This window comes from Bacillus sp. 22446, assembly GCF_052044955.1.
GTDB classification, from domain to species: Bacteria; Bacillota; Bacilli; order Bacillales; family Bacillaceae; genus Bacillus; species Bacillus altitudinis.
In genome coordinates this window covers 531290-556647 of sequence record NZ_JBQEOD010000001.1, presented here as the reverse complement: position 1 = coordinate 556647, position 25358 = coordinate 531290, and the positions used below count along the sequence as shown (strand labels likewise).

Genomic DNA, 25358 nt, shown 5'->3' with positions numbered 1-25358 from the left:
ATGTTTGTGTTTGGTAGAACTTTTTATTGTGGAGAAGTAACAGAAGACCAAATCGGTCAAACCGTTGTATTAAAAGGATGGGTACAAAAACGTCGTGACCTTGGTGGATTAATCTTTATTGACCTGCGTGATCGTACAGGCATTGTGCAAGTTGTCTTTCATCCAGACCAATCAAAAGAGGCTCTTGAGACAGCAGAATCGATTCGGAATGAATATGTCCTTGATATTAAAGGGACAGTGGTCGCAAGAGAAGAAGCCACGATCAACCCAAATTTAAAAACAGGCAAAATTGAAATTCAAGTCGACACGGTCACTGTTTTAAATGAAGCCAAGACGCCTCCATTTGTGATTTCTGATCAAGCAGATGAGGTATCAGAAGATGTGCGCTTAAAATACCGCTACCTAGATCTTCGCCGTCCTGCGATGTTTGAAACGATGAAAATGCGACATGAAGTCACAAAAGCATTCCGCCATTTCTTAGATGATCACGGCTTTCTAGACATTGAAACGCCAATTTTAACAAAAAGTACGCCAGAAGGTGCGCGTGACTATCTTGTGCCAAGCCGTGTACACGAAGGAGAATTCTATGCGTTGCCGCAGTCTCCGCAATTATTTAAGCAATTGCTCATGGTGTCTGGGATGGACCGCTACTATCAAATCGCTCGCTGCTTTAGAGATGAAGACTTGCGTGCTGACCGTCAGCCGGAATTTACACAAGTCGATATTGAAATGTCCTTTATGAGCCAAGAAGACATCATGACAATTGCTGAAGAGATGATGGCAAAGGTGATGAAAGATGTCAAAGGTGTTGACCTGACATTGCCATTACCTCGTATGACGTACGATGAAGCGATGAATTCCTATGGTTCTGACAAGCCAGATACCCGATTTGACATGAAGCTTGTCAACATTTCAGACACGGTAAAAGACTCAGATTTCAAAGTCTTCAGCGGTGCTGTAAACAATGGCGGAGCTGTCAAAGCGATTAATGTCAAAGGGGCTGCAGCAAACTACTCAAGAAAAGACATCGATGCACTTGGTGCATTTGCAGCGAACTATGGTGCAAAAGGTCTTGCTTGGCTAAAAGCTGAAGGGACAGAGTTAAAAGGACCAATCGCTAAATTCTTTGATGAGTCAAAACAAGCAGAATTAAAAGAACAGCTTCAAGTTGAAGAAGGCGACCTTTTACTTTTTGTTGCAGATAAGACGTCTGTTGTCCATGATGCGCTTGGCGCACTTCGTTTAAAACTTGGCAAAGAGCTTAAACTCATCGATGAGTCTGTCTTCAATTTCTTATGGGTAGTCGACTGGCCGCTGCTTGAAAAAGATGAAGAAGAAGGCCGCTTCTATGCTGCCCACCATCCTTTCACAATGCCAGTTCGGGATGATCTTGAATTAATTGAAACAAGTCCAGAAGATATGAAAGCTCAAGCGTATGATCTTGTGCTGAACGGCTATGAGCTTGGCGGAGGTTCTATTCGTATTTTTGAAAAGGACATTCAAGAGAAAATGTTTGGTTTACTTGGCTTTTCTAAAGAAGAAGCGTACGATCAGTTCGGCTTCCTTCTTGATGCATTTGAGCATGGTGTGCCTCCGCACGGCGGAATTGCGCTTGGACTTGACCGCCTAGTAATGCTGCTTGCCGGCCGATCTAACCTAAGAGATACCATTGCGTTCCCGAAAACGGCAAGTGCAAGCTGTGTTCTCACAGATGCTCCTGGCACTGTAAGCGCAGCGCAGCTAGATGAACTGAGTTTGGCTATTAAAACAAAAGTAAAACAGTAAAATAGGCGCATGTTTATAGGCATGTAAACGCTTGAAAAAGGGACATGCCTATGATATGCTTTCATCAACCAATAAATAAAGTCCTGATACGTACGGTGGTTACCTAGTTTTGACCGAACATTTTTTTCTACGGGAGCTTGCCTTTCCTTTCTGCATAAATGCCTCTTCTGAGGACTTATAAAGTGAGGAAGAAAGCACCCACCTGCATGGTGCGGGGTTCAAAACGAAGGAAAAGCTGGCGGCGTGATCGGGACTTTTTTGTGTTTTTTTCTATTTGAGAAGGATGACGGAGAACGCTGAATATGATATGATTCTTTCGATTCATTTTAAATAAAGGTGGAGTGAGGCACTTGTTACATCAGTTTTCAAGAAACGAGCTTGCCATTGGCAAGGAAGGCTTAAATATATTAAAAAACAGTACAGTTGCAGTGCTTGGAGTAGGCGGCGTAGGTTCTTTTGCAGTAGAAGCCCTTGCTCGTTCAGGTGTTGGCCGTATTGTTCTTGTTGATAAAGATGATATTGATATTACAAATGTAAATAGGCAGCTGCCAGCTCTGCTATCAACGGTTGGTCAGCCTAAAGTTGACTTAATGCAGGCAAGAATTGCTGACATTAACCCAGAATGTGAAGTTGTTGCGCTCAAAATGTTTTATACAGAAGAAACATATGAACAATTCTTTGAGTATCCACTTGATTATGTCATTGATGCATCAGATACAATTCATTATAAAATTCATTTAATGAAAGAGTGCCTGAAACGCGATGTGAACATTATTTCGAGTATGGGTGCTGCAAATAAAACAGATCCGACACGCTTTAAAATTGATGACATCTCGAAAACACATACAGACCCAATTGCGAAAGTCGTCAGAACACGCCTGCGGAAGGAAGGCATTCGTAAGGGAATTGAAGTTATTTTCTCTGATGAAAGTCCGATTGTCATTCGTGAAGATGTGAGAAAAGAAGTTGGAAATGATGAAGCGAAAATTCGTAAGGCACAAATGCCGCCATCATCTAATGCGTTTGTTCCATCTGTGGCTGGACTGATCATGGGTGGTCATGTCATTATGAAACTGTTAAAAGACATTCCGATTACACGTGTGAAAGATAAATAAATAGCCCGCCTGCTTAGAGCAGGGGGCTTTTTTTTATTTTTGCCGTCTTAAATTTTCATACACTTGCTTTAGTGCACCTTCAAATTTTCCAGTTTGCTTTGGTTCATAATATTGCTTGTTTTTCAGCGGGTCAGGTAAATATTGCTGCTTCACCCAGCCATTTTCATAATCGTGCGGATATAAGTAATCGGCGCCCCTTCCAAGTGCTGCTGCTCCTTTATAGTGGGCATCTTTTAAATGAACGGGAACTTCACCAATTTTCCCCGTGCGAATATCATGCAGTGCCGCATCAATCGCTTGGTAAGCGGAGTTTGACTTTGGAGAAAGACACAGTTCAATCACGGCATTAGCGAGTGGAATTCGTGCTTCTGGAAAACCAACTCTCTCAGCTGTTTGAACAGCGCTTAACACACGTGGCCCTGCCTGCGGACTGGCTAGGCCAATATCTTCATAAGCCATCACAAGTAATCGTCTCGAAATGCTTTCAAGGTCTCCCGCTTCAATGAGTCTTGCAAGGTAATGCAGTGCCGCATCTGCGTCAGATCCTCTAATGGATTTTTGAAAAGCCGAGAGGACATCATAATGGGCATCACCGTTTTTATCATGCGAGAAGCTCTTTTTTTGTAAACATTCTTCTGCTGCAGCTAGAGTGATCGTGATCTGTCCAGATTCATCCGCTTTTGTCGATAAGACGGCTAGTTCAAGCGCATTTAAAGCGGAACGCACATCTCCTCCGCATCCATTTGCAAAATGATTCATTGCCTCCTCATCAACTTTGACGGAATAACCGCCAAGCCCGCGATGTTCATCCTGTAAAGCTCGAGATAATGCAGCTTTAATTTGCTCTGTTTCCAGCGGCTTCAGCTCAAATATTTGTGTCCGGCTGCGGATGGCTGGGTTGATCGCATGATACGGATTAGCTGTTGTCGCGCCAATTAAAATGATCATGCCATTTTCTAAATACGGAAGAAGAAAATCCTGCTTCCCTTTATCGAGTCTGTGGACTTCGTCTAAAATCAAGATGACCTGACCACTCATTTTCGCTTCAGCGGCGACAGCTTCCATATCTTTTTTGTTATGAATCACCGCATTCAATGTACGGAAGGCAATGCTTGTACTGCCAGCGATTGCAGTTGCAATGGATGTTTTGCCGATTCCCGGCGGTCCGTATAAAATCATCGAGGACAAATGTTTCGCCTCGACCATTCGCCTAATAATTTGACCTTCCCCAACGAGATGCTCCTGCCCAATAATGTCTCCAATATGACTTGGGCGCATCCGATACGCTAAAGGTTTCATGATTATCTCTCCTAAAGCAATGTCTTGTTTGTATAGAGTACCGAAATTTCTTCAAATAGAAAAGGGATGCGTCCTCGTTTTGAGCTCAGAACCCGCAAATGAAAGTTGGCTAAAAGTATGATATAATTGCTTTTGGTCTATATAAGCGTATATGAAATCAGAAAAATAATTGATGACATAGAAATAGAAAACGCAGAGGTGTTTAACTTGAAAATTTCTACTAAAGGCAGATATGGTCTGACGATCATGATCGAATTAGCCAAAAAACATGGCGAAGGCCCTACATCATTAAAATCAATCGCTCAAAACAATGATTTGTCTGAGCATTATTTAGAGCAGCTTGTATCACCACTTCGCAATGCACGTCTTGTGAAAAGTATCCGCGGAGCGTATGGCGGCTATGTGCTTGCCCATGAGCCAAACGAGATTACAGCCGGTGATATTATTCGTGTATTAGAAGGACCTATTAGTCCTGTTGAAGTGATCGAAAACGAAGAACCAGCAAAGCGTGCACTTTGGATTCGTATTCGTGATGCAGTAAAAGACGTACTAGACAATACAACTCTTGAAGACTTGGCAAGCTATAAAGATGACGAGGATCAAGAGGCGTATATGTTCTATATTTAGATCAGAGGTGTACCGGAAATGGAACGTATCTATTTAGATCATGCAGCCACAACGCCGATGGATCAACGGATTGTGGACAAGATGATGCCTTACTTTACAGAGATATTTGGCAATCCCTCTAGTATTCATTCATATGGGCGCGAGGCAAGAAAGTGGCTCGATGAAGCAAGGGAAGTCATTGCAGGAGAATTACACTGTAAGCAGCAGGAGATCATCCTCACAAGCGGAGGAACAGAGGCAGACAACTTGGCCATTACAGGTGTGGCAATGGCAAGGCAGCATGAAGGAAAACATATCATCACAACAAAAACTGAGCATCATGCAGTGCTGCATACATGCGAGCGACTAGAGAAGCTTGGTTTTGATGTGACGTATTTAGATGTGGATCACACTGGATTGATTCATCTTGATCAATTAAAACAAGCACTAAGAGACGATACAATTCTTGTGACTATCATGTATGGCAATAATGAAACGGGTGTGATTCAGCCAATTAAAGAAATTGGTCAACTTTTACACGAACACACTGCTTATTTTCATACAGACGCTGTACAGGCATTTGGGACAATATCAATTGATGTCACAGAACTTCATATCGACCTCTTATCTGCGTCCGGTCATAAACTAAATGGCCCGATGGGAACAGGCTTTTTATACGTGAATGAGCGTGTGAAACTTTCACCGCAGCTATTCGGAGGAGAACAAGAAAGAAAACGCCGTGCTGGTACTGAAAATGTGGCGGGAATCATTGGACTTGCAGAAGCAGTTCAATTAACAAAGCAAAATAGAAGAGAAAAAGCAGTGCATTATGGTAAGCTCAAAGAAGCGATGCTGCAAGTATTCGAAGAGGAATCACTCAATTTCTCTATCAATGGACATCCGAAAGAGACATTGCCGCACATTTTAAATGTTCACTTCCCGGGCGTTTCTATTGAATCGTTACTTGTGAACTTAGATATGGAAGGGATTGCTGTTTCAAGCGGGTCAGCATGTACGGCTGGATCTGTCCTTCCTTCGCACGTATTAAGCGCCATGTATGGTGAAGAAGCAAAAGAGCTGACATCCTCAGTCAGAATAAGCTTCGGTCTTGGTAATGAAGAGGAACATGTAAAGCAGGCGGCGTATAAGATAGCGGCTGTCGTCAAACGCCTGGCCAAATAAATGCTCCCCTTTTGTTCGTGTGTGAAAAATGAAACAGCTAGGCACCTGAAGAACGAAACGCGCACGTTGTTTCATTGAAATTGGAGTTGATGAAGATGACAAAAAGACCTGAAGACACAAGAGTTGTGGTCGGTATGTCCGGAGGCGTCGATTCATCAGTTGCTGCTCTCATGCTAAAGGAGCAAGGCTATGATGTGATCGGCATATTTATGAAAAACTGGGATGACACAGATGAAAATGGTGTATGTACAGCAACGGAGGACTATGAGGATGTCATTCGTGTTTGTAACCAGATTGGAATCCCATATTATGCAGTGAATTTCGAGAAACAGTATTGGGACAAAGTGTTTCAATATTTTCTTGATGAATATAAAGCAGGCAGAACGCCGAATCCAGATGTCATGTGTAATAAAGAAATTAAGTTCAAAGCATTTCTTGAGCATGCATTGTCGCTTGGAGCGGATTATTTGGCAACAGGCCACTATGCCCGTGTCGACAGAACCGGCGATGAAGTGAAAATGCTAAGAGGTCTTGATACAAACAAAGACCAAACTTATTTCTTGAATCAGCTGACTCAAGAACAACTTGATAAAGTATTGTTCCCAATCGGCGATTTAGAGAAAAAAAGAGTGCGTGAATTAGCGAAAGAAGCAGAGCTCGCAACAGCAACGAAAAAAGATTCTACGGGCATCTGCTTTATTGGGGAAAGAAACTTTAAAACGTTCCTTAGCCAATATTTGCCTGCACAGCCCGGTGTGATGCAGACAATGGACGGAGAAGTAAAAGGTGAACATGATGGACTCATGTATTACACGATCGGTCAACGCCAAGGACTTGGCATTGGCGGAAGCGGTGATCCGTGGTTCGTTGTTGGGAAGGACTTAGAGAAAAATATCTTATTTGTTGAACAAGGCTTCCACAATCCGCTTTTATACTCTGAAAGTATTTCAGCTGTTAACATCAGCTGGACTCGTCCTCATATTGTCGGCGAAAACGGTGAACTCACATGCACAGCGAAATTCCGATACCGTCAAGAAGACCATCATGTAAAAGTCAAAATGACAGGTGAGCAGGAAGCAATGGTGATCTTTGATGAACCCGTTCGTGCTGTCACTCCAGGACAAGCTGTTGTTTTTTATGATGGCGAAGAATGTCTTGGCGGCGGGACCATTGACGATGTCTTTAAAGATGGCCAAAAGCTGTCGTATGTGTAACATGTGTTAAAAACCTCAACGTCGCTGTTGAGGTTTTTTAATGAAAGGATGAAGAGAGCGAATGAATCATAACGAAATCGGTATTGAAGCTTTAAATCTAGGGAATATCGAACAGGCAGCTGAAGCTTTTACGAAAGCCATTGAAGAAAGCCCAAAGGACCCGGTTCCATATATCAACTTTGCGAATTTACTTTCAAGTGTTCATGAATTTGAACGTGCTTTGAACTTCTTTCAAAAAGCCATTGAACTTGATCATACAGCAGCTGCAGCCTATTACGGAGCAGGAAATGTTTACACGATGAAAGAAGACTTTATGAAAGCGAAAGACTATTTTGAGCAAGCGCTACAAGCTGGAATGGAAAACAGTGATTTGTTTTATATGTTAGGGCAGACACTGATGAAATTAGAGCAGCCGAAGCTTGCGATGCCTTATCTTCAGCGTGCAGTTGAGTTAAACGAAGAAGACAACGAAGCAAGATTTCAATTTGGCATGTGCTTAGCGAATGAACATCTGCTGGAGGAAGCGGTCGCAGTCTTTACTGAAGTGATTATGCGAGATCCGCAGCATGCAGACGCCTTTTATAATGCAGGCGTTGCGTATGCGTATTTAGAGAAAAAGGACGAAGCGCTTGAAATGCTAGGAAAAGCCATTGACGTGCAGCCTGATCATATGCTTGCATTGCATGCGCAAAAGCTGATTCAAGAGGCAGAATAACCGGAAGGAGGGAAGACCTGTGCAGGAACATCCAGATCAAATGAAGCTTGAAGATGAACCGTTTTTAAAAGGGACGGTTCAAGCCGTTATTTTCCATAACGAAAGTAATTTATACTCTGTGTTAAAAGTAAAAGTCATTGAAACATCAGAGAATTTAGAGGAAAAGACAGCATCTGTCACAGGGTACTTCCCAGCGCTTCATGAGGAGGAAACCTACACCTTCTATGGCAAGGTCACAAGTCATCCGAAGTTTGGCGAGCAGTTTCAAGCCACTCATTTTCAAAAGGAAGTCCCTACAACAAAGCAAGGCATCATTCATTATCTCTCTAGTGACTTGTTTGAAGGGATTGGAAAAAAGACGGCGGAAGAAATCGTCGGCAAGCTTGGCAATCAGACGCTTCATCAAATTATGCGTGATCCGTCTGTGTTGTATGATGTCCCTCGCCTGTCAAAAAAGAAGGCCGATAAGCTGGCTGCCGCACTTCAAGAGCATCAAGGGCTTGAGCAAATCATGATCAGCCTGAATCAATATGGTTTTGGTCCTCAGCTTAGCATGAAGATTTACCAAGTATACGAGAGTGAAACGTTGCAGAAAATTGAAGAAAACCCTTATCAGCTCGTCAAAGACGTCGAGGGGATTGGCTTTATTAAAGCAGATGAACTCGGCGCTAGAACAGGGATATCTGGAAATGATCCAGACCGCATTCGTGCAGCTCTTTTGTATACCGTTGAGACAGCAAGCCTGCAGGACGGTCATACGTACATACAAACGAAAGATCTGATCGTCGAAACCCGTAAACTGCTGAATCAAACCGGCAATGACTACAAAGTGACTGAAATGGACGTTGCCAATCAGATCATTGCACTTGGTGAAGGGAAAGAAATGATTATTGAAGATGAGCGCTGTTATCATCCGTCGCTCTTTTATGCGGAGCAAAGTGTGGCAAAACGCATTCAAAAAATTGTCGCTCAAACGGAATATGCAGATCAATTTCCTGAATCAGAATTTCTGCTTGCACTCGGTGAACTGGAGGAACGGCTTGGTGTCCAGTATGCACCAACCCAAAAAGAAGCCATTCAAAAGGCACTCATGTCTCCAATGCTGCTTTTAACAGGCGGACCGGGTACAGGGAAAACGACGGTCATTAAAGGGATTGTCGAGCTTTACAGCGATCTTCACGGCGTATCTCTTGACCCGGGTGATTATAAAAAGGATGAAGCATTTCCGTTCGTGCTTGCCGCACCAACTGGACGTGCTGCGAAACGAATGACAGAATCCACTGGACTTCCTGCTGTGACCATTCACCGGCTGCTAGGCTGGAATGGATCAGAAGGCTTCTCACATGATGAAGACCAGCCGATTGAAGGAAAACTTGTCATCATTGATGAATCGAGTATGCTGGATATTTGGCTGGCGAACCATTTGTTTAAGGCGATCCCAGATCATATTCAAGTCATTATGGTTGGAGACGAACATCAACTTCCATCTGTCGGACCTGGTCAAGTGTTAAGAGACCTGCTTGCTTCACAAGCTATACCGGCAGTGACACTAACTGATATTTACCGGCAGGCAGACGGTTCAACAATTGTTGAGCTTGCGCATGATATGAAAAATGGTGTATTGCCAAAGGATATTACTGCGCGCTCGAAGGATCGATCCTTTATTCAATGCTCTAGTGACCAAATGAAAGAAGTCATCGAGAAAGTGGTCAGCAATGCTGCTCAAAAGGGTTATTCAGCAAAGGACATTCAAGTGCTTGCCCCGATGTATAAAGGAAAAGCAGGCATTAATGAACTGAATAAAATGCTCCAGCAAATTTTGAATCCTAAAAAGCCAAAAGGAAGAGAGATTCCATTTGGTGATGTCGTCTACCGGACAGGCGATAAGGTACTTCAGCTTGTCAATCAGCCCGAGAATAACATTTTTAATGGAGATATTGGCGAAATTGTCTCGATCTTTTATGCGAAAGAAAACACGGAAAAAGAAGATATGGCGGTCATCTCCTTTGATGGAAACGAAATCACGTTTACGAAAAAAGATTTTCATCAATTTACACACGCTTATTGTTGCTCGATTCATAAATCTCAGGGCAGTGAATTCCCAATCGTGGTGCTGCCAGTCGTGAGAAGTTATTATCGAATGCTTCGAAGAAATTTGCTTTACACGGCCATTACACGAAGTAAAAAGTTTTTAATTTTGTGCGGCGAGGAATCAGCATTAGAGTGGGGCGTGAAAAATAATGAAGACTCCCTCAGACAAACGTCTTTAACCATGCGTCTTACTGAAACGGAAAAAATCATGGACGCTGAGCTAGCAGCACTCCAAAAAGAACTTCCTTTCAGCGTACACGATGCCAATATTGGCATGGAGGGAATCACCCCGTTTGATTTTATGCAAGAGTAAATGGCTTCCTTCATGGAAGCCATTTCTTCGTATGAGTCATAGAGGAAACGCACACGATAAGACTGTTCCGAAAAGGTGGTTGATCACATTTTGAGAACATGTCGAGAGCTTGAAGGACAGACGATTTATACAGACGAGCTGTCTCATTCACTTGGGGCGATCAAAGATATTTGCTTTTTAGCCGGCGGCAGCTGCGGGGGATATGTTTTAGATGGGAAAAAGAAAGACTGTGCTTTCATTCCATTCTCAGCTGGCGACAAACTGACAGACAAAGGTCTATATGTGAGCTGCCAGAAGGGCATCGAGATAGATACCTCCGCTCCATCCTTCTTCTTTTCGAAATTAAAAAAGAAAATGATCCATACGCCAGATGGTGAAACATTAGGTGTTTTGGAAGATGTATACTTTTGCATGAATTCGGGCACAATCGTAGCATATGAACTCTCGGACGGCTTCTTTACAGAGCTATCAGGGATTCGAAAGCAGCTGCATGCTGCCGGAACCTTGATGGATGTTCAAAAGGAAGCACTTGTTCTAAACCGAACGTAAAGAGGTGCTGAGTATGCTCATTTGCCCAAATTGCAAATGTAAAGACATCGGAAAAATTGGGGTCAATCAATATTATTGCTGGGGCTGTTTTATTGAATTGACACTGTCAAAAGGCAAAATATCTACTCATCAAGTGGAGGAAGATGGTACACTAAGCAGTTTAGACGACCTGTTTAGTGACGATGAACGTTCAATTCAACTATAAGTGTTAAGGGGGAATTTCGAATGGGCAAAATGACTTCTTCACTATTAACGCTTGGTGCAGGTGCACTCGCATATCACTTTGCAAGTCGATATGATATGCCATCTAAGCGAGATATGAAAAAGATGAGAAAACGAGTTATGCGAATGTTTTAAACAAAAAGGGACATCCACCATGAGCGGATGTCCTTTTTTTATGCCTGCCTGTACTCTAATCTCCGTGCAAGTAAGGACAAGCTGAAGTTCACAACAAAATACATCATGGCCGCCAAGAGGAAAATAGGAAGTAAATAAGATTGGCTTTGACCATTTAAAATCTGTGCGTGATGCAATAATTCTGGAAGGGCAATCACAACGGCAAGCGATGTATCTTTTAAAAGAGAAATAAATTGGCTGACAATCGGCGGTACCATTCGGCGTAACGCCTGTGGCATGATAATCATTTTTAACGTTTGCATATACGTTAAGCCAGAGGACCTGGCAGCTTCGATTTGTCCCTTATCAATTGATTTTAACCCACTGCGAATGATTTCTGACAGCATGGCGGATTCAAACACGGTTAAAGCCGCAATGGCAGAGGCGGTGATGCTCAGCTTAATACCGATTTCAGGCAGGGCGAAATACGTAAAAAAGATGATCAGCAAAAGCGGCAGGTTCCGGACGGTTTCAACAATGACCGCAAGCACCTTTGATAAAATAGGGATTTGTGCGAACCTCAATGTGCCAACGACTAATCCGATGATAAAGCTTAAAATGATGGAGATAAAAGCCACTTTTAAGGTGACAGCAAATCCTTCAAGTAAAAAGGCGAGATGATCGGGCTGGTAGGCACCTATAAAATCCATTGTGTTTCCTCCTTTCTAGTGGCTTCGGGCTAATCTTTTTTCTAAATAACCAACGCCTAGACTAAGCGGAATGGTCAATAGAAGATAGAACATGGCAACAAAGATGTATACATCAAATGTCACAAACGTTCTCGAAGCGATAAGGTCTCCTTGGTACATCAGATCAAACCCTGCAATGACACCTAAAATAGACGAGTTTTTCACAAGATTGATAAATTGATTCCCAAGTGGGGGAATGACAATTTTGATTGCCTGCGGCAGAATAATATATCGCATCGTTCCACCATATGACAGGCCAGAAGCTCTAGCTGCTTCCATTTGTCCAAGCGGTACAGCTTGTATACCTGCACGAATGGCTTCAGCGATAAAAGCAGACGTATAAATGGAGAGGGCAATGGTTCCTGCTGTAAAGCCATCTGCCACAATGCCAAGTACCGGTAAACCAAAGAAGAACACAAAGGTGATCAATAATAACGGAATATTCCGAATAAATTCCACGTAAGCCGTCCCTAACCAGTTGAGCGGCCTTAGTGGCGCAATTCTCATAATGGCAATGAGTGTACCGATGAAAAAGCTTCCAATCAACGCAATGACACTTGCACCAATCGTATATTTAAACCCTTCTAAATAAAGATGGAAGTTCTCAGTTAAAATGGAAAACCGCAGCAATCAGTTCACTTCCTTCCTAATCAACAGAGGAGCCGGCAAGCGGCTCTCCTGAGGGTATTGAGGTTGATCGAGTTAATTGATTATTCTTTGATCCATTTTTTATGAATTTTGTCATACTCTCCATTATCTTTTAATGCCTTTAACGCTTTATTAATGGCTTCTGTTAATTCTTCATCGCCTTTTTTCACAGCAATGCCATATGGTTCATCGGTAAATGTTCCGCCAACGACTTCATAATTTGAATCTTCGTCTGCCATGCCAAATAAAATCGCATTATCAGTTGTCAAAACTTGCCCTTGATTTGATTTTAAGGCTGTAAAGGCTTCTTGATAATTTTCAAACTCCAAAACGGATGCTTCTGGTGCTTTTTCGCGAATGTTTTGAGAAGAAGTCGACCCTTTCACTGCAAGCACCTTCGTACCTTTTTTAAGATCATCAATCGATTGAATGTCGCTGCCTTTTTTCACAAGCAGTGATTGTCCTGCTTCAAAGTATACGTCTGAGAAATTGACCTCTTTTTTACGCTCTTCTGTGATCGTCATTGTGGCAACAATGGCATGAATATCTCCTTTTTGCAGTAAAGGAATCCTTGTTTTAGATGTCACTTCTTTAAATTCTGCTTTTCCTTCATCACCGAGCATTTCTTTAGTGATCGCTTTTGCTATATCAATATCAAACCCTTCGATATCCCCACTGCTAGGATTTTTTAGACCGAATAAACGAGTATCGTTCTTCACACCAAAAACGATTTTCTTGTCTTTCTTAATGGCTTCTAATGAGCTGCCTTGTTTTGCATCGGTTGAGCCTTTCTCGGCAGAGCCGCAAGCAGCGAGAGCGATCATACAGCAAGTCATCAACAGTAATAGGCCAAAGCGTTTCATTTTTTTCATCAAATTTATACCTCCTAGTGATTTAAAATACGGCTTAAAAAGAGCTGAGCGCGTTTCTCGCGCGGTTTTTCATAAAAGGCAGCTGGTGTTGATTCTTCAAGGATTCTTCCTTCATCAATAAACACAATGCGGTCTGCGACTTCACGGGCAAATCCCATCTCGTGCGTGACAACGACCATTGTCATCCCTTCCCTAGCCAGCTGTTTCATCACATCTAGCACCTCACCGATCATCTCTGGATCAAGAGCTGATGTTGGTTCATCGAAAAGCATGACATCAGGTTTCATTGCAAGTCCCCTTGCGATTGCCACACGCTGCTGTTGTCCTCCTGAGAGTCTAGAAGGGTAGGTGTCTGCTTTTTCAGGAATGCCAACTTTATTTAAATAAAATTCAGCTGTTTCCTTTGCTTCTTCTTTGCTCACTTTTTTAACCTTCATAGGCGCAAGCATAATGTTTTCAAGCACCGTCTTATGCGGATAAAGATGAAAGTGCTGAAACACCATCCCGATATTTTGCCTGATGAGATTGATGTTGGTTTTCGGATGCTGAACAGACACTTGATTGACAAGGACTTTTCCTTCATCAATGCTTTCAAGACGATTGATACACCTGAGCATCGTGCTTTTTCCAGATCCTGAAGGACCGATGATCACAACAACCTCACCTTTTTGAATATGTAGGTTAATGTCCTTAAGTACATGGAACGGGCCGTAATGCTTGTTGACTTCTTCGAATGTGATCATGAAGAACCTCCTCTTGTCATCATTGAACTAAAGCGGATTCTAGCATAAATGGTTTAAAAAGAAGTAAATATTGGAATATTTTCTGACGGGGTTTTACAGCAAACAGTGACTTTGGATGGAGCTGTATGTTTCATGTGTATTCATTTTTAACAAAGTTAGGACAAATTTTATTTACATGGATAATTGCAGAAGTTGGTTAAACAATAAGAAGAGAGGTGAAAAAGGTGAAGAAACGTCCGATCGAGTTTCTAATATATGCTGCAGGTGTACTGCTTGTCCTTGCGTCTTTACTCATTTTGGTTCAGCTCGACGAGTTATGGATGCCTATTTTTTTATTGCTCAAAGCGGTTTTGATCCCGCTTCTTATCGCTATTTTTATTTCTTATCTTCTTTATCCAATTGTTGAACGACTACATAAGCGAGGTTTGCCAAGGACGGTCAGTCTCTTATTGATATATGTGCTGTTTTTTGGCGGCATTGGTTTGGCTGTGTATAAAGGGGCACCGGTTTTAATCGCTCAGTTAAATGAATTGTCGGAGCAAATTCCCATGCTTGCCGAAACGTATAATGGTGCTTTATCACATGTTCATCGTCATACAAGCCACTGGCCTGATGGACTACATGAAAGGCTGGATCGTTTTATTGTCCAATCTGAGACGTATGCCGCAAATGGCGCAGAGCGGATGATTCTTAGCTGTAAAGTACTGCTTGATTACGCCTTAGTTGCTGCACTTATTCCTTTTCTTGTCTTTTATATGGTGAAAGATATGAACACGATGAAGCGGGCAGCATGGTATTTAACGCCGCCGAGCTTTCGAAAAAGGGGACATGCCTTTGTGAAAGCAGTGGATGACTCACTTGGGGATTATATTAGAGGGCAATTGCTTGTCTGTTCTTTAATTGGGGGAGCTGCTGCCATTGTTCTCTGGCTGTTTCATATTCCATATCCGCTTGTACTAGGTATGTTAATCGGTGCAACGAATGTCATTCCGTATTTTGGCCCGATAATTGGAGCGATTCCAGCTGTTTTTATCGCTTTTACCATCTCAGTGAAGTCAGTGATCATTGTGCTAATTACAGTAGCCGTGCTTCAATTTTTAGAAAGCAATGTACTGAGTCCGATCATTGTCGGGAGAAGCCTGCATATGCATCCTGTCGTAATCATGCTGGTGTTACTCGCTGGAGGTGAGCTGTTTGGCTTGATTGGAATGATTTTAGCCGTGCCGTCCGCAGCCATTATGAGGGTCATCATTGTGCAATATATTCACATGAGACGAAGCGTTCATTGACAAGACGAGCCGAGTTGTCTATAATAATTTCGATTCATACATATTGAATTCAATGACGGACCCGAGTACGTTAAAAAGCTGTTGCAGAGAGAGGCTTTGTTTGCTGAGAAAAGCCTTATCAGACCTTTAACGGAAGCTAGTCCCGAGTGCAGATAAACACTGCCGCTCTCTTCCGGCGTTATCGGATGTGAAGGTGATAGACGCATATGTCTATAATCAGGGTGGTACCGCGAGAGCATCTCGTCCCTGTGTAAGTAGTTTTTTGCTTGCATAGGGCGGGATGTTTTTTCGTTTGTGTGAAGATTGAGGAATAAAAAAAGGAGGATTTATGATGAAAACTTTAACTTCAGCTCAAGTACGTCAAATGTTTTTAGATTTTTTTAAAGAAAAAGGACATGCTGTCGAACCGAGTGCGTCTCTCGTACCGCATGACGATCCAACACTTTTATGGATTAACAGCGGGGTGGCAACATTAAAAAAATACTTCGATGGCCGCGTCGTGCCTGAGAATCCGCGTATTTGCAACGCACAAAAATCAATTCGTACAAATGACATTGAAAATGTAGGGAAAACAGCACGCCATCATACGTTTTTTGAAATGCTGGGCAACTTCTCTATTGGAGACTATTTCAAAGAAGAGGCAATCGAATGGGCTTGGGAATTCCTCACAAGTGACGAGTGGATTGGCTTTGATTTGAATCTGTTATCTGTAACAGTACATCCAGAGGATGAAGAAGCGTATGTTCTTTGGAGAGATAAAATTGGTGTCCCTGAGGAACGAATTATTCGTCTAGAGGGCAACTTCTGGGATATTGGCGAGGGGCCAAGTGGTCCGAATACCGAAATTTTCTATGATCGCGGCGAAGCATATGGCAACGACATGAACGACCCTGAATTATATCCAGGCGGAGAAAATGAACGTTATCTAGAAGTATGGAATCTTGTTTTTTCTGAATTTAACCATAATCCAGATGGTACATACACACCGCTTCCGAAGAAAAACATTGATACAGGAATGGGTCTTGAGCGTATGGTCTCTGTGATTCAAAACGTACCGACGAACTTTGATACAGACCTGTTCATGCCGATTATTCGTGCAGTAGAAACGATTTCTGGAGAAAGCTATGGGGAGTCAAAAGAAAAAGACACAGCATTTAAAGTCATTGCTGACCACATTCGTACTGTTGCCTTTGCCGTCAGTGACGGAGCACTTCCTTCTAATGAAGGCCGAGGTTATGTGTTAAGACGTTTGCTGCGCCGTGCTGTGCGTTATGCAAAAACGATCCATATCCACCGTCCATTTATGTATGACCTAGTTCCAGTTGTTGCGGAGATCATGAAGGATTTCTATCCAGATGTTCAAGCAAAAGAAGAATTTATTGCAAAAGTGATCAAAAATGAAGAAGAGCGTTTCCATGAGACACTGAATGAAGGGTTAGCCATTTTATCAGAAGTGATCAAAAAAGAACGAGACAATGGCAGCTCACAAATTTCCGGTAAAGATGTGTTTAAGCTCTATGACACATATGGATTCCCGGTCGAACTTACAGAAGAATATGCAGAAGATGAGAACATGACAGTCGATCGTGAAGGCTTCCAGCTAGAAATGGAGAAGCAGCGTGAACGTGCAAGAAATGCCAGACAAGATGTAGGTAGTATGCAGGTTCAAGGCGGGGCTTTAGGCGATATTAAAGCAGAAAGTACGTTTGTGGGCTACGAAAATTTAACTGCAGATGCTCGTATTATCGAATTGCTTCAAAACGGTGAAATTGTTACAGAAGCTCACGAAGGGGAAACGGTGCAAATTTTATTAGATGAAACACCTTTCTATGCGGAAAGCGGCGGACAAGTGGCGGATAAAGGAACGTTAAAAAGTGCCGAAGCGATCATTGATATCAAAGATGTGAAAAAGGCACCAAACGGCCAGCATGTCCACGAAGGAATCGTCGTAAGTGGTACGGTTCAAAAAGGCATTGAAGTCACTGCAGAAGTCGAATCAGCGCTTCGAAAAGGCATTGTGAAAAATCACACAGCGACACATCTTTTGCACCAAGCGCTAAAAGATGTATTGGGCAGCCACGTTAACCAAGCGGGTTCACTTGTGAATGAAAACAGACTTCGCTTTGACTTTTCTCACTTTGGACAAGTAACAAAAGAAGAATTGTCACAAATTGAAAAAATCGTCAACCAAAAGATTTGGGAAGGCATTTCGGTTGCCATTGACCTGAAACCAATTGCTGAAGCAAAAGAAATGGGCGCAATGGCGCTGTTTGGCGAGAAGTATGGCGATATTGTCCGTGTGGTGCAAGTAGGTGATTACAGCATCGAGTTATGCGGAGGCTGTCATGTTCAAAACACTGCGGAGATCGGATTGTTTAAAATTGCATCTGAATCGGGTATTGGTGCTGGAACACGCCGTATTGAGGCTGTAACAGGTAAAGGTGCTTATGAAGAATTAAATGATCAGCTTGCGATTTTAGAAAAGGCAGCTAATGAACTGAAATCAAATACAAAAGATGTACCAAAACGCATCGCTTCCTTGCAGGCTGATTTAAAAGAAGTTCAAAGAGAAAACGAATCACTTCTTGCGAAATTAAGTCAAGCAGAAGCTGGCTCTATTTTAGAAAAAGTCATCGAAGTTGGCGGAGTGAACGTGTTAACTGAAAAAGTAAACGCCAAAGACATGAACCATTTAAGAACGATGGTTGATGACTTAAAAGCGAAATTAGGTTCAGCTGTCATCGTACTTGGTGCCGTTCAAAATGGAAAAGTCAACATTTCAGCCGGTGTGACGAAAGACGTTATTGAAAAAGGTCTTCATGCAGGAAAACTTGTGAAGCAGGCAGCTGAAATTTGCGGCGGAGGCGGAGGCGGACGCCCAGATATGGCACAAGCAGGCGGGAAACAGCCAGAAAAGCTTGAAGAAGCACTGGCAACTGTCGAAGAATCTGTCAAATCCGTTTTATAATCAGTCAATGTAGTGTAGAATAATGGTATTAGATGAGCGGTTAGAAAAAAGCTTGCTAGTAGAATGTTGGAAGAGAGGTGCAAGAAGCAGTGAGTTCATTTGATAAGACAATGAAGTTTAACTTCTCTGATGATTCAGCTGAAACCAATGTGAATGAAGTGCTCATAACAGTTTATGACGCACTCCAAGAAAAAGGATACAACCCGATCAATCAAATTGTCGGATACTTGCTGTCAGGCGACCCTGCTTATATTCCAAGACATCAGGATGCACGCAACCTAATTCGTAAACTAGAACGAGACGAATTAATTGAGGAATTGGTTAAATCGTACTTAGAGACACATAAAGAGGCGTAAAACATGAGAATTTTAGGCTTAGATTTAGGCACGAAAACCCTTGGTGTGGCAATCAGTGATGAAATGGGATGGACAGCTCAAGGGATTGAAACCATTAAAATTGATGAAGCAGGCGGAGACTTTGGTCTCAGCCGCCTGTCTGAGATCGTCTCGCAATATGGAACGGATAAAATTGTCCTTGGTTTTCCAAAAAATATGAACGGTACGGTCGGTCCAAGAGGCGAGGCCAGCCAATCATTTGCGAAAGTGTTAGAAAACACGTACAATGTTCCTGTTGTGCTTTGGGACGAGCGTCTGTCAACGATGGCAGCAGAAAAAATGCTCATCTCTGCAGATGTGAGCAGACAAAAGCGTAAAAAAGTCATTGATAAAATGGCGGCTGTTATGATCCTTCAAGGGTATTTAGACAGCTTAAATTAAAATGAGGTGAATCAAATGGAACACGGAGAAAAGCAAATTACAATCGTTGATGATAATGGAAATGAGCAGCTTTGCGAAGTACTATTTACTTTTGAAAGCGACCATTTTAACAAATCATATGTTCTTTACTACCCAATTTCTGAACAAGATAACGAAGAAATTGAAATTCATGCATCAAGCTTCACACCAAATGAAGACGGTGAAGATGGCGAATTAGAGCCAATTGAAACGGATGAAGAGTGGGACATGATTGAAGAAACGTTAAATACGTTCTTAGATCAAGAAGACGAAGAAGAATAGAACGAATAAAAGGCCTGTGAAGCAGATGAGAGTTATCTGCATGATCACAGGCCTTTTATTATTTATGGAAGCTTTGAAGTGATGGTTAACTTTTGATTATTTCGTTGTGCATTTTGAAAGTTAAGTAAATAAAGACCATGATCAAATGTTAAATGAAAATGATTTTCTTTCTTTAGGGAACCAATTTTTTTGATGGAATCGTTCTTCTCTTTTAGTATCGTGTAACCACTCTTTTTAGCTTCATCTGTTTCGACGAAAAACCGATTATGATCATCAATCACGATTGATCCGATACCCGAGTCAGTGTTCTTAATTAGTTTAGATTGTTTTGTGTTTATGTCATAAAAGATTAATTGGCTTTTATTGATTGTTCCTTCCGAGTCAGTAAAAGCCTTCTCGTAAACAAATTGATGGTCGTTAATAAGTTGACCGTTATTGATTAAACTTTGATTCAATGGAATTTTTTTAAGTGACTCAGTAGTAAGATTGTAAATGTATGCTTGCTGCTTTCTATTGTCTTTATTAAAAAAGAGAAGCTTATCATTGTGAACAGAGAGATGGGCGTTATTCATTGAGTCTAGTTTAAAGAGCTTTTTTGTCTGCTTTTTTTTGAGATCTTTCATATAAATATGGGTAGCATCCTTTTCTTCATCATGAGATATCCACACTGCACGATGACCTGTTAATTCAAGAGTGTCACTTAATGTCTCCGAAGTGTTATTCTTTTTAATCGACTCTATCTCTTGTGTGCTCAAATTCATGACGTAATAATTCATCTGTCCGCCTAATTCATCACTGTCAATCCAAACGACCCAGTCTTTATTAGCTTTTAAACCTTGAATGGAAGAACGCTCGAAAGTTGTTGTAAATAGTATGTTGCTTTTCAGTGTCTTTCTATTAAATTCAACTACTTTATTTGCCATCTTTGAAGGACTATGGTCATCTACACTTAAAAATAAATGATCTCCAACGGCTGAAACAGAGTTTGTCACAAGATAGTTGAGCATAGTTGTATGACCAAATTCTTTGTCCTCAATTTTAAACTCTATTTTATGATCTTCTGAAACGGTCTTTTTTTGACTACATCCGCCTAGATATAAAAGAGTTACTGAACCAATTAGTATCATTAAAATATAAAAGATTTTACGCAAAATGTGTTTCCTCCAGTATGTACTTTCACTAAGATATAGGTATTAATGAAATATATCCTTATCAAGAGAATATTAGCATTTAGTTAATCAGGAAATAAATAGATCTACAGTTAATTTAAGTTTAATTTAAAGACATGATCTAGAGGAATTAAAATTTTATATTAAGTTAATTCTTTTTTACATCCATTATGTCAACTTTAAATCATTTTAAGTTGACATAATGGACTGTACCTTTTACTCTATTTTTAACAATGAATCGAGTGAGGGGTATGAAAATTGAAAATTCACGATATGATGCAAATGGCATTCATGACAGCAGTTATTGGGATGTTAGGATTGATTCCGCCTATTTTTCTTGCGTTTACACCTGTACCAATCACCTTACAAACCGCAGGTCTTTTGCTTGCTGGAGGGCTGTTAAAACCAAAGCAAGCCCTGATTAGTTTACTTCTGTTTCTTCTAATAGTGGCAGCAGGCGCACCTCTTTTATCTGGAGGGAGAGGTGGAATAGGGGTCTTTTTTGGGCCAAGTGGTGGTTTTTTACTTGCTTATCCAGTGGCTGCCTTTATGATCAGCCTGTGGCTGAACCAGCTGAAGAAAGTGACGGCCTTACGACTATTTTTGATCTATGCGGTATGCAGTATCGGGATATTATATATAGGTGGAATTCCCTTTCAAGCCATGATGATGCATATAAAGATCACGCAAGCAGCTCTGTTCAGCGTCATTTATTTACCGGGTGATCTGATCAAAGCAGGGATATGTGCCGTCTTCACGGTGAAAATCATTCAAGCGATGTCATATCGAAAAAGGGACTTCCATAGAGGGAGGCGAGCAGTTTGATGAGAATAACGGAAAGCTATGCAGCTCATGCAAAAGTGAAGCCAGATCAGATGGCGATCATAGATGAAAAAGAGCAGATCACTTATGAAGAATGGCATGAGCATGTGAAGTCATCTGCACAATGGTTAAAAGAAACGCCTCATCAGCAAAAAAGAGTCGCTTTTTTATTATCAAATGGTGTTCCGTTTCTCCAACTATTTGCTGGCGCAGCTTCTGCAGGATGGACAGCGGTGCCTCTTGATCCGCGGTGGAGTGATAAGGAATGCGCGGAAAAGCTCTTATTAAGCGAGGCAGACCTTGTCATTGTGGAAGATCGATATATCAAAAGAATTGAAAAGTACAAGCTGGATATGCCAGTGCTCTCTTTATCTGAATGGAAAGAAAAAATCAGTCTCAGCATAAACGTTCAATCGAACAAAAGTAATACGGAGGAAGATCCTGCTTTTTATATGGGTTTTACTTCAGGATCAACGGGATCGCCCAAAGCCTTTATAAGACGCCAGCAGTCATGGATCGAGAGCTTTCAAATGACAGCTTCCGTCTTTGGGATCACACATCAAGACCATGTACTGATTTTAGGCACACTTTTATCCTCTCATTTTTTATACGGTGCGATCAGCACACTTTATTTCGGGGGCACCGTGACATTGTTAGAAAAATTTGTGCCAGAGAAAGCAAAGAAAACCTTAGAGAAAGGAGACATCACGGCTATTTATACGGTTCCGACCATGACAGAATCGTTACTGCAAATGGATGCTTTCGGAAAGAATCCGCTTCTTGTCCTGTCTTCTGGTGCAGATTGGGGAAACTCTTCAAAAAAACAGCTCGTCAACCGCTATCCTCACATCACATTTTTTGATTTTTATGGAACATCAGAATTGAGTTTTGTCTCCTATTTATCTTCAGATGACTTTTTGCAAAAGCCTACTTCTGTCGGAAAGCCTTTTCCTTCTATTCAGGTTGAAGTCAGGAGGGCAGATCAAACCGTTTGCAAGCCAAATGAAATAGGGAGAATTTATGTGAAAAGCCCAGTGTCTTTTTCAGGCTATTTACAAGATGAAAAGCCGCCCGAAGAGTGGCTGACCGTATATGACATGGGGTGGCTCGACGAGGATGGTTACTTGTATATGAGCGGCCGCGAGAATGGCATGATTGTCTATGGGGGACTGAATATTTTTCCAGAGGAAATTGAGCGTGTGCTGAATGAACAGCCAGAGGTGAATCGGTCAATCGTGATTGGACTTCCTGATCCATATTGGGGCGAAATCCCTGTTGCCATTATTGAGAATGTACAGCAAACAAAAACCATTCGGCAAGCGGTAAAAGAAACATTAGCGGCATACAAAGTACCAAAAAAATGGCTCGTCACGGACAAAATGATCGAAACATCAGGAGGGAAAATCGCTCGTGCCAGTATGAAAAAATGGGCGGAGGAACAATTATCATGCAAGCCGTGATTGTACAAGCGAAGCGGACGCCCTTCGGTGAGAAAAATGGAATGTTGAAGGATTACCGGCCAGAGCATCTAGCTGCGCCCTTGATCCAGCATTTTTCAAACGTGACCAAGCCAGATGACATCATTTTAGGCAATGTCGTCGGGGGTGGTGGCAATATTGCCCGTCTGTCCTCGTTAGAAGCAGGGCTTTCATTACATATTCCGGGTATGACCATTGATAGGCAGTGTGCTTCCGGTCTTGAAGCCATTAGAACGGCGTGCATCATGATTCAGTCGGGGGAGGGATCAATGTATATCGCTGGTGGAACGGAAAGCATTTCTCGGTCACCAATGAAAGAAAGGGCCCGCTTTTCTCCAGAGTGGATAGGGGACCCTCATATGGGGGAAGCGGCAGAGCTGACGGCGTCGAGATTTTCAGTTGCGAGACAAGAGCAAGATGACTATGCACTTTTAAGCTGGGAACGAAGTATAACCGCATTCAAGCAAGGAACGTATTCAGAAGAAATTGTTCCGATTAGCGGGATGAGTACAGATGAAGCGGCAGCTAAAATAAGACCGATTGCAAGCTTGATAAAGCGGGCAAAACCTGTCTTTTTACCAGGCAAAGGTACTGTGACTGTGACCAATAGCTGTAAAGAAGCAGATGGTGCAGCTGCCGTCGTTGTGATGGAAAGAGCGGAAGCGGAGGCAAAAGGCTTCAGCCCTATGCTGCGGTATATCGGGAGTGCCGTGACCGCTATGGACCCGCATTATCCTGCTGCTTCACCAATTGATGCAATCAAGAAACTTTTACATAAAGAACAGGTGAAGATAGAAGATGTTGCACTTTTTGAAATCAATGAAGCGTTTGCGCTCAAAGTAGTGCTCATTGCCCGGACACTAGGTATTCCTTATGACCGTATCAATAAAAGAGGCGGTGCGCTTTGTCTTGGGCATCCATATAGCGCCTCGGGAGCAGCTATGATGGTGAGACTGTTTTACGAAGCCCGCGCCTTACCGAATGGAAGCTATGTCATGGCTGCAATTGGAAGTGGAGGCGGTGTCGGTTTAGCCGCACTATGGCAAGTTCTGTCATGACATGCATGAGCAAGTAATTGCCGAACTCCGTCGAATCATGTACTATAAAAGCTAGTAGTGAGGAGGGCCATGCATGTTTTCAGAACAAAAGAAACGACCATTTTTTAAAAGGAAAATGGGGATCGTCCTGTTATCTGTACTTGCTGTGATCATCATTGCAGCATTATCAGGTTTTTTATATGTAAAATCAGCACTCGGGCCGGTCGATCAAAAAAGCAAACAAACCATTAATATTCATATTCCAAATGGGACATCTGTCAGTGGAATTGCGAGCATTTTAAAAGAAAAAGAGCTGATTTCAAATGACACGATTTTCACTTACTATGCAAAGTACAAAAAAGCGTCAGGCTTTAAAGCGGGCTATTTTCATCTCAAACAAACAATGGATGCGGATCAGCTAATTCAAAAGCTGACATCTGGCGGGACAGACTACGCATTTCAGCTTGTGATACCTGAAGGGAAACAGTTGTCTGATATTGCAGCTATTATCGCAAACCAGACGAATTTTTCAGCGAAGGAAGTTGAAGCGAAGCTGGATGATCCAGCCTTTATTAAAAAATTAATGAAAAAATACCCGAAAACGGTGACATCACAAGTGAACGGGAAACAGGTCAAGCATCCGTTAGAGGGATATTTATTCCCGGCGACGTATCCGTTTTATCGTGAGGATGAATCACTTGAAACCATCATTGACACGATGATTAAACAAACAGATCAATATGTGAAAACGTATGAAAAGGACATGAAAAAGAGAAAGATGTCCATCCATGATGTCCTAACGATGGCATCCCTGATAGAAATGGAAGCAACCGAAAAAACAGACCGGTCAAAAATCTCAAGTGTGTTTTATAACCGGTTGAAAAAGGACATGCCGCTTCAAACAGATCCAACCGTTCTTTATGCGCTTGGCGAGCATAAGTCCCGTGTTTATTACAAAGATTTAAAAGTGAAATCACCTTATAATACGTATACAAACAAAGGGCTGCCGCCTGGACCTATTGCCAATGCTGGAGAATCTTCTTGGAAAGCAGCACTCCATCCAGAGAAAACAGATTTTGTTTACTTCCTAGCAAAGAAAAATGGGGAAGTCGTCTTTACGAAAACGTTAAATGAGCACAACAAAGCGAAAGCGAAATACATCACAGGCAGCAACTAGCGCTCATGTGAGAGGAAAAAGACTGTAGACAATGGTGAAATTGCCTGCAGTTTTTTTCGTTGTTATATCCATTTTATAGGTTCGCAATTACCACATCTTTGTGGTAAAATATATCGGGTTGTTTT

General features: G+C 42.0%; 25 protein-coding genes, 1 other RNA gene and 1 other annotated feature. Of the genes, 20 read left to right on the top strand and 6 right to left on the bottom strand.

Annotated features, from left to right (window positions below):
- Nucleotides 1-6 precede the first annotated feature (6 nt).
- The 3 genes from aspS (at nucleotide 7) to ACTJJD_RS03010 (ending at nucleotide 2900) form a co-directional block, all read left to right on the top strand.
- Nucleotides 7-1785: an aspartate--tRNA ligase gene (aspS, locus tag ACTJJD_RS03020; RefSeq protein ID WP_242730766.1), complete on the top strand. Its 1779-nt coding sequence runs from the start codon at nucleotides 7-9 to the stop codon at nucleotides 1783-1785.
- 77 nt (nucleotides 1786-1862) lie between these two features.
- A non-coding RNA gene (gene ssrS / locus ACTJJD_RS03015) (6S RNA) lies at nucleotides 1863-2043 on the top strand.
- Between the two features lie 92 nt (nucleotides 2044-2135).
- On the top strand, nucleotides 2136-2900 hold the full coding sequence (locus ACTJJD_RS03010) for a tRNA threonylcarbamoyladenosine dehydratase (protein WP_008342718.1): 765 nt from the start codon (nucleotides 2136-2138) through the stop codon (nucleotides 2898-2900).
- Nucleotides 2901-2933: 33 nt separating this feature from the next.
- Here the strand turns inward: ACTJJD_RS03010 and ACTJJD_RS03005 are convergent, their stop codons facing one another.
- Nucleotides 2934-4199 (bottom strand): replication-associated recombination protein A, encoded by a 1266-nt coding sequence (locus tag ACTJJD_RS03005; protein WP_008342715.1) that lies wholly within the window; start codon nucleotides 4197-4199, stop codon nucleotides 2934-2936.
- 207 nt (nucleotides 4200-4406) lie between these two features.
- Here ACTJJD_RS03005 and cymR point away from each other — a divergent pair, with 207 nt between their 5' ends.
- From cymR to ACTJJD_RS02965, 8 genes are all read left to right on the top strand, one after another.
- The gene (gene cymR, locus ACTJJD_RS03000) at nucleotides 4407-4826 is read left to right on the top strand and encodes a cysteine metabolism transcriptional regulator CymR (RefSeq protein WP_008342713.1); all 420 of its coding nucleotides are present in this window, start codon (nucleotides 4407-4409) and stop codon (nucleotides 4824-4826) included.
- A gap of 18 nt (nucleotides 4827-4844) precedes the next feature.
- Nucleotides 4845-5987: a cysteine desulfurase family protein gene (locus ACTJJD_RS02995; protein WP_024718375.1), complete on the top strand. Its 1143-nt coding sequence runs from the start codon at nucleotides 4845-4847 to the stop codon at nucleotides 5985-5987.
- 95 nt (nucleotides 5988-6082) lie between these two features.
- Nucleotides 6083-7201, top strand: coding sequence for a tRNA 2-thiouridine(34) synthase MnmA (gene mnmA, locus ACTJJD_RS02990; RefSeq protein ID WP_008342709.1), 1119 nt, complete (start codon nucleotides 6083-6085; stop codon nucleotides 7199-7201).
- Nucleotides 7202-7262: 61 nt separating this feature from the next.
- Nucleotides 7263-7916 carry a tetratricopeptide repeat protein gene (locus ACTJJD_RS02985; RefSeq protein WP_440608088.1) on the top strand — a complete coding sequence of 218 codons (654 nt, stop codon included), beginning with the start codon at nucleotides 7263-7265 and terminating at the stop codon, nucleotides 7914-7916.
- Between the two features lie 19 nt (nucleotides 7917-7935).
- Nucleotides 7936-10320 carry an SF1B family DNA helicase RecD2 gene (recD2, locus tag ACTJJD_RS02980; RefSeq protein ID WP_440608087.1) on the top strand — a complete coding sequence of 795 codons (2385 nt, stop codon included), beginning with the start codon at nucleotides 7936-7938 and terminating at the stop codon, nucleotides 10318-10320.
- Nucleotides 10321-10410: 90 nt separating this feature from the next.
- Nucleotides 10411-10869, top strand: coding sequence for a PRC-barrel domain-containing protein (locus tag ACTJJD_RS02975; protein WP_100325247.1), 459 nt, complete (start codon nucleotides 10411-10413; stop codon nucleotides 10867-10869).
- Nucleotides 10870-10882: 13 nt separating this feature from the next.
- Nucleotides 10883-11074, top strand: a complete 192-nt coding sequence (locus ACTJJD_RS02970) for a hypothetical protein (protein WP_003216308.1) — start codon at nucleotides 10883-10885, stop codon at nucleotides 11072-11074.
- A 20-nt stretch (nucleotides 11075-11094) separates the two neighbouring features.
- Nucleotides 11095-11226 (top strand): YrzQ family protein, encoded by a 132-nt coding sequence (locus ACTJJD_RS02965; RefSeq protein ID WP_008362324.1) that lies wholly within the window; start codon nucleotides 11095-11097, stop codon nucleotides 11224-11226.
- A 38-nt stretch (nucleotides 11227-11264) separates the two neighbouring features.
- Here ACTJJD_RS02965 and ACTJJD_RS02960 read toward each other — a convergent pair whose 3' ends face one another.
- The 4 genes from ACTJJD_RS02960 to ACTJJD_RS02945 form a co-directional block, all read right to left on the bottom strand.
- Nucleotides 11265-11915, bottom strand: coding sequence for an amino acid ABC transporter permease (locus ACTJJD_RS02960; RefSeq protein ID WP_048001804.1), 651 nt, complete (start codon nucleotides 11913-11915; stop codon nucleotides 11265-11267).
- A 15-nt stretch (nucleotides 11916-11930) separates the two neighbouring features.
- The gene (locus tag ACTJJD_RS02955) at nucleotides 11931-12584 is read right to left on the bottom strand and encodes an amino acid ABC transporter permease (protein WP_007501460.1); all 654 of its coding nucleotides are present in this window, start codon (nucleotides 12582-12584) and stop codon (nucleotides 11931-11933) included.
- An 80-nt stretch (nucleotides 12585-12664) separates the two neighbouring features.
- Nucleotides 12665-13474, bottom strand: a complete 810-nt coding sequence (locus ACTJJD_RS02950; RefSeq protein ID WP_008342689.1) for a transporter substrate-binding domain-containing protein — start codon at nucleotides 13472-13474, stop codon at nucleotides 12665-12667.
- A gap of 14 nt (nucleotides 13475-13488) precedes the next feature.
- Nucleotides 13489-14217: an amino acid ABC transporter ATP-binding protein gene (locus ACTJJD_RS02945; RefSeq protein ID WP_242730756.1), complete on the bottom strand. Its 729-nt coding sequence runs from the start codon at nucleotides 14215-14217 to the stop codon at nucleotides 13489-13491.
- Between the two features lie 224 nt (nucleotides 14218-14441).
- Here ACTJJD_RS02945 and ACTJJD_RS02940 point away from each other — a divergent pair, with 224 nt between their 5' ends.
- From ACTJJD_RS02940 to ACTJJD_RS02920, 5 genes are all read left to right on the top strand, one after another.
- The gene (locus ACTJJD_RS02940; RefSeq protein WP_017358104.1) at nucleotides 14442-15506 is read left to right on the top strand and encodes an AI-2E family transporter; all 1065 of its coding nucleotides are present in this window, start codon (nucleotides 14442-14444) and stop codon (nucleotides 15504-15506) included.
- A 43-nt stretch (nucleotides 15507-15549) separates the two neighbouring features.
- Nucleotides 15550-15757, top strand: a binding site (T-box leader).
- An 80-nt stretch (nucleotides 15758-15837) separates the two neighbouring features.
- Nucleotides 15838-18474: an alanine--tRNA ligase gene (gene alaS / locus ACTJJD_RS02935; protein WP_242732083.1), complete on the top strand. Its 2637-nt coding sequence runs from the start codon at nucleotides 15838-15840 to the stop codon at nucleotides 18472-18474.
- An 89-nt stretch (nucleotides 18475-18563) separates the two neighbouring features.
- The gene (locus ACTJJD_RS02930) at nucleotides 18564-18830 is read left to right on the top strand and encodes an IreB family regulatory phosphoprotein (RefSeq protein WP_024718370.1); all 267 of its coding nucleotides are present in this window, start codon (nucleotides 18564-18566) and stop codon (nucleotides 18828-18830) included.
- A 3-nt stretch (nucleotides 18831-18833) separates the two neighbouring features.
- Nucleotides 18834-19250, top strand: a complete 417-nt coding sequence (ruvX, locus tag ACTJJD_RS02925; protein ID WP_003216519.1) for a Holliday junction resolvase RuvX — start codon at nucleotides 18834-18836, stop codon at nucleotides 19248-19250.
- Nucleotides 19251-19265: 15 nt separating this feature from the next.
- Nucleotides 19266-19550 (top strand): DUF1292 domain-containing protein, encoded by a 285-nt coding sequence (locus ACTJJD_RS02920; RefSeq protein WP_017358102.1) that lies wholly within the window; start codon nucleotides 19266-19268, stop codon nucleotides 19548-19550.
- 62 nt (nucleotides 19551-19612) lie between these two features.
- On the opposite strand, the gene ACTJJD_RS02915 is transcribed toward ACTJJD_RS02920, so the two are convergent.
- Nucleotides 19613-20701 (bottom strand): hypothetical protein, encoded by a 1089-nt coding sequence (locus ACTJJD_RS02915; RefSeq protein WP_079920071.1) that lies wholly within the window; start codon nucleotides 20699-20701, stop codon nucleotides 19613-19615.
- Nucleotides 20702-20977: 276 nt separating this feature from the next.
- Between ACTJJD_RS02915 and ACTJJD_RS02910 the strand changes: the two genes are divergently transcribed.
- From ACTJJD_RS02910 to mltG, 4 genes are all read left to right on the top strand, one after another.
- Nucleotides 20978-21544 carry a biotin transporter BioY gene (locus ACTJJD_RS02910; protein ID WP_242730752.1) on the top strand — a complete coding sequence of 189 codons (567 nt, stop codon included), beginning with the start codon at nucleotides 20978-20980 and terminating at the stop codon, nucleotides 21542-21544.
- Nucleotides 21544-23001 (top strand): acyl-CoA synthetase, encoded by a 1458-nt coding sequence (locus ACTJJD_RS02905; protein ID WP_369456506.1) that lies wholly within the window; start codon nucleotides 21544-21546, stop codon nucleotides 22999-23001. Before ACTJJD_RS02910 ends, ACTJJD_RS02905 begins: the two co-directional genes overlap by 1 nt.
- On the top strand, nucleotides 22989-24077 hold the full coding sequence (locus tag ACTJJD_RS02900) for an acetyl-CoA C-acyltransferase (RefSeq protein ID WP_041506821.1): 1089 nt from the start codon (nucleotides 22989-22991) through the stop codon (nucleotides 24075-24077). The genes ACTJJD_RS02905 and ACTJJD_RS02900 overlap by 13 nt, the downstream gene beginning before the upstream one ends.
- Before the next feature lie 73 nt (nucleotides 24078-24150).
- A complete protein-coding gene (gene mltG / locus ACTJJD_RS02895; RefSeq protein ID WP_440599865.1) occupies nucleotides 24151-25233 on the top strand; it encodes an endolytic transglycosylase MltG in 1083 nt (360 codons plus the stop codon).
- Nucleotides 25234-25358: the final 125 nt, after the last annotated feature.

Bases quoted from the DNA above. Each gene is read 5' to 3' on its own strand.
- ACTJJD_RS03005 (WP_008342715.1), bottom strand. From the start codon at position 4,199: ATGAAACCTTTAGCGTATCGGATGCGCCCAAGTCATATTGGAGACATT.
- ACTJJD_RS02995 (WP_024718375.1), top strand. From the start codon at position 4,845: ATGGAACGTATCTATTTAGATCATGCAGCCACAACGCCGATGGATCAA.
- mnmA (WP_008342709.1), top strand. From the start codon at position 6,083: ATGACAAAAAGACCTGAAGACACAAGAGTTGTGGTCGGTATGTCCGGA.
- ACTJJD_RS02985 (WP_440608088.1), top strand. From the start codon at position 7,263: ATGAATCATAACGAAATCGGTATTGAAGCTTTAAATCTAGGGAATATC.
- ACTJJD_RS02970 (WP_003216308.1), top strand. From the start codon at position 10,883: ATGCTCATTTGCCCAAATTGCAAATGTAAAGACATCGGAAAAATTGGG.
- ACTJJD_RS02965 (WP_008362324.1), top strand. From the start codon at position 11,095: ATGGGCAAAATGACTTCTTCACTATTAACGCTTGGTGCAGGTGCACTC.
- ACTJJD_RS02960 (WP_048001804.1), bottom strand. From the start codon at position 11,915: ATGGATTTTATAGGTGCCTACCAGCCCGATCATCTCGCCTTTTTACTT.
- ACTJJD_RS02950 (WP_008342689.1), bottom strand. From the start codon at position 13,474: ATGAAAAAAATGAAACGCTTTGGCCTATTACTGTTGATGACTTGCTGT.
- ACTJJD_RS02945 (WP_242730756.1), bottom strand. From the start codon at position 14,217: ATGATCACATTCGAAGAAGTCAACAAGCATTACGGCCCGTTCCATGTA.
- alaS (WP_242732083.1), top strand. From the start codon at position 15,838: ATGAAAACTTTAACTTCAGCTCAAGTACGTCAAATGTTTTTAGATTTT.
- ruvX (WP_003216519.1), top strand. From the start codon at position 18,834: ATGAGAATTTTAGGCTTAGATTTAGGCACGAAAACCCTTGGTGTGGCA.
- ACTJJD_RS02920 (WP_017358102.1), top strand. From the start codon at position 19,266: ATGGAACACGGAGAAAAGCAAATTACAATCGTTGATGATAATGGAAAT.
- ACTJJD_RS02905 (WP_369456506.1), top strand. From the start codon at position 21,544: ATGAGAATAACGGAAAGCTATGCAGCTCATGCAAAAGTGAAGCCAGAT.
- ACTJJD_RS02900 (WP_041506821.1), top strand. From the start codon at position 22,989: ATGCAAGCCGTGATTGTACAAGCGAAGCGGACGCCCTTCGGTGAGAAA.
- mltG (WP_440599865.1), top strand. From the start codon at position 24,151: ATGTTTTCAGAACAAAAGAAACGACCATTTTTTAAAAGGAAAATGGGG.